This window comes from Kineococcus gurbantunggutensis (assembly GCF_050871925.1).
Taxonomy (GTDB): Bacteria; Actinomycetota; Actinomycetes; order Actinomycetales; family Kineococcaceae; genus Kineococcus.
On record NZ_JBJLSG010000271.1, the window covers coordinates 1 to 3,638 of the forward strand.

The window sequence follows — 3,638 nt, forward strand, 5'->3', positions numbered from 1 at the left end:
CCCCCCCCCCGCCCCCCCCCCGCCCGGGCCCCCCCCCGCCCGCCGCGGCGGGGGCGCCGCGCCGGGCAGGGTGAAGAGCTCGTCCTGGTCCGCCTGGCTGGCCCGACCCACCGGCTGCCGCACCTCCCTCACCGACCCGCCGTGCGCTGCGCGAGCCCACCGCGGTGCTGCGCGCCCGCCCGGGCGGCGCGCGCCGGCGGGCTCCCCAGGAACGATAGGGGACGTTCCGCACAGGTGTTCGACGCCCCGCGCGGCCGCGCGGGGACGTCCCCGCCGGCGCACCTGGCACGCTGCGCGGGGTGAGACCCGCCGAGGACCGCGACGGCCGCCGGGGCGGCACCGGGCCCGTCCCCTCGCTGCTGGTGCCCGTGCGCCCGCCGGAGCCGGCGGCGCCGGAGGGGGGCGCGACGGTGGACGGGCGCGGCTGGCTGGCGGCGGCGGCGCACCGCGACCTGGTGCTGGCCGTGGTCGCGGCGTCCTCCTTCCCCGGCCAGGGGGGCCTGCAGCGGCCCCTGGAGCCCAGCGAGGAGGTCGCGGCCTGGGTGGAGGAGCAGCGCGCGGCGGCGGCGGGCACGGCCGGGGAGGCGGACCTGGAGGCCGTGCTGGTGCTGGGGCGGTGGCGCTCGGCGGTGCGGCGCCGGCGCGAGAGCGCGCAGCGCGACGACGGCCCGCACCCGCACCTGAGCATCCGGGTGCCGGGCCGACCGGCGCTGAGGTGGCTGGCGGCGCACCGGCCCGGGCCGCTGCTGGACTTCACCGCCTCGCGCCACGAGGCCGGCCAGGGCGCCCACCCGGGGCCGGGCCCGGGCGTCGACGTGGTCGACGACGTCGTGGTGGCCTTCCAGGGCACCTGGCCGGCCGAGCACGGCACCCCGGAGCACCGGGCCGCCGCCGCGCTCCACCGCGAGTACCTGCGCCGGGCGGCGGAGGCGGGCCTGGACCGCCCGGGCCGCCCGCTGCGGGACCCGCGCGCCGAGGCGCACCGCTGGAGCGCCGAGAGCGACGACGAGGACGCCTCGCCCCGCTGGCGGGACCTCGGGGCCTACCTGTACGGCCGCGGCGCCACCGAGGTGATGAGCACCGCCCGGGCGCTGGCGTACCGGCGCGCCGGGATCGGCGCCGAGGAGGCCCTGGCCCTGGAGACGGGCGGGTCGGCGCCCACCGACGAGCAGCTGCGGGTCCTGCGGGCCCTGCGCGGGTGAGCGCGGACCCGGTCTCGGACCCGGTGTCGGACCCGGGTGGGACGCTGCCGTGCAGACGCCGAGGAGCGGGAGCGGCGCTCCCCCGGGCGCGCACCCGGCCCCCACGCACCGTCGCCCCACCGGAGATGTGCACGTGTCGACCCACCAGAGCACCGCGACCAGGACCCCGGCCGCCACCGCGACCGCCACCGCGGGACCGGCCCCGTCCCGCCCGACCCCGCAGGAGGACCGCACGAGCACACCGGGCACACCGGGCACACCGGGCGCGCAGGAGGCGCCGCACATGCCGGGCACCGGCGGCACCGGCGCGTACGTCGTCGCCGCCACCGGCGGCTACCGCGAGCCGCGGTTCTTCTCCACCGCCGACCGCGCCGCGGCCCTGGCCCGCTACGAGCGCTGGGCCGACGAGGCGGACCCGTGGACGGGCGAGCGGGTGGACCTGCTGGAGGTCACCGGCGCGGGCTGCCGCTCGCTGCTGCAGAACACCGGCACCACCGCTCCCCCGTTCTGAGCGCGCGGGCGGGAGCGGCTCAGTCCTCCTGCGGCGGCGCCGGGCGCCGGTCCGGCTCCAGGATCGAGCGGGCGTGCACCACCAGCGCGGGGTCCGGGCGCCCCACCACCGAGGCGTCCTTGCCGTCATAGGCGAAGCGGTCCAGCACCACCCGCATCGCCTCCAGCCGCGCGCGCTTCTTGTCGTTGGTCTTCACCACCGTCCACGGCGCGTACGAGGTGTCCGTGCGCTCGAACATCGCCTCCTTCGCCGCCGTGTAGTCCTCCCACCGGTCCAGGCTGGCCACGTCCATCGGGGAGAGCTTCCACTGGCGCACCGGGTCGATCTGCCGGATCGCGAACCGCGTGCGCTGCTCCGCGCGCGTCACCGAGAACCAGAACTTCACCAGGTGGGTCCCGTCGTCCACGAGCATCCGCTCGAACAGCGGCACCTGGTGCATGAAGCGCTCGTACTCCTCGGGCGAGGCGAAGCCCATCACCCGCTCCACCCCCGCCCGCGTGTACCAGGAGCGGTCGAAGAGGACGATCTCCCCCGCCGCCGGCAGGTGCTGCACGTACCGCTGGAAGTACCACTGCGTCGCCTCGCGGTCCGAGGGCTTCTCCAGCGCCACCACCCGCGCCCCCCGCGGGTTCAGGTGCTCCGTGAACCGCTTGATCGTGCCGCCCTTGCCGGCGGCGTCCCGGCCCTCGCACAGCACCACCAGGCGCTCGCCGGAGGCCTTCACCCACTTCTGCAGCTTCAGCAGCTCGATCTGCAGGGACCGCTTCAGCGGCTCGTACTCCGCGCGCGACAGGCGGTGGTCGTAGGGGTAGTCCTCCCGCCAGGTCTCCACCGGGCGCCCGTCCGCGCGCACCAGGACCGGCTCGTCCTCGTCGTCGAGCACCGTCATCCCCGCCGACGCCACCAGGTCCACCACGACCCCGACACCTCCCGCACCCGATCACCACGACAGCCCCGACGCTAGAGCAGCCGGCGCCGCCGCACCCGCCGAGCCGGTGCCCGGCCGGGGTGCCGGCCCGGCCGGGGCGGCGCTGTTCAGCCGGGGGTCCGGACTGCCGATGGGACCGGTGTGCTCACCCGACTGCGCGACCTGAACGTCGCCGCGAAGCTGTTCGCCGGATTCGGCGTCGTCTGCCTCATGCTCGCGGCCGTGGTCGGCCTGGGCATCAACCGCCTGGGGTTCTCCCAGGCCAGCCTCGAGACCGTCTCGAACGAGGGCGTGGCCTCGGTCCAGACGATCGGGTCCGTCAAGGAGATCTTCTCCGGCGGCCGCATCGACCTGCTCAAGGCCGGCCTGGCGCCCGACGAGGCCGGCACGCAGGACGCGCTGGCGGACATGCAGGAGAGCGACGAGGCCTACGACGAGGCGTGGCAGGCCTACCTGGCCTCCTCCCCGGCGGCCCCCGCGGCCCAGCGCGCCGAGGTCGAGGACCTCATGGCGCAGTACCGCACCGTGCGCGAGAAGCTGATCCCCCTCGCCGTGGCCAACGACACCGCGGGCTTCTACAACGAGCGCAAGGCCAGCTCCGGGCCCGTGGTCGACGAGCTCAACGCCGCGCTGGACGGCATCAGCGCCGCCGAGCGGGACGCCGCCGCGGACACGGCCGCGGCCGGCTCGTCCGCCTACCACACCGCCGTGGTGCTGCTGCTGGTCATCGGCGCGCTCGCCATCGCGATCGCGATCGCCGTGGCCGTCGCGGTGGCCCGCTCCATCGCGCAGCCGCTGGCCAAGACCCTCACCGTCGTGCAGGGCCTGGCCCACGGCCGCCTGGACCAGCGCGTGCACCACAGCGCCCGTGACGAGGTCGGCCAGCTGGCCGCCGCGGTGGACACCACCATGGACAACCTCACCGGCACCATGCGCCGCATCGCCGGGGCCTCCACCACCCTGGCCGCCTCCTCCGAGGAGCTCTCCGCGGTGGCCA

At 77.0% G+C, this 3,638-nt stretch carries 4 protein-coding genes; 3 read left to right on the forward strand and 1 reads right to left on the reverse strand.

All coding sequences use genetic code 11. The annotated features are described in order from the left end of the window. Positions 1-299: 299 nt before the first annotated feature. On the forward strand, positions 300-1,202 hold the full coding sequence (locus tag ACRYR7_RS24780; RefSeq protein WP_432575004.1) for a hypothetical protein: 903 nt from the start codon (positions 300-302) through the stop codon (positions 1,200-1,202). Between the two features lie 133 nt (positions 1,203-1,335). Further along, the gene (locus ACRYR7_RS24785; protein WP_432575005.1) at positions 1,336-1,713 is read left to right on the forward strand and encodes a hypothetical protein; all 378 of its coding nucleotides are present in this window, start codon (positions 1,336-1,338) and stop codon (positions 1,711-1,713) included. A gap of 19 nt (positions 1,714-1,732) precedes the next feature. Here ACRYR7_RS24785 and ppk2 read toward each other — a convergent pair whose 3' ends face one another. Beyond that, a complete protein-coding gene (gene ppk2 / locus ACRYR7_RS24790; protein WP_432575008.1) occupies positions 1,733-2,602 on the reverse strand; it encodes a polyphosphate kinase 2 in 870 nt (289 codons plus the stop codon). Positions 2,603-2,782: 180 nt separating this feature from the next. Between ppk2 and ACRYR7_RS24795 the strand changes: the two genes are divergently transcribed. After that, on the forward strand, positions 2,783-3,638 hold an 856-nt coding region (locus tag ACRYR7_RS24795), incomplete at its 3' end, for an MCP four helix bundle domain-containing protein (protein ID WP_432575006.1).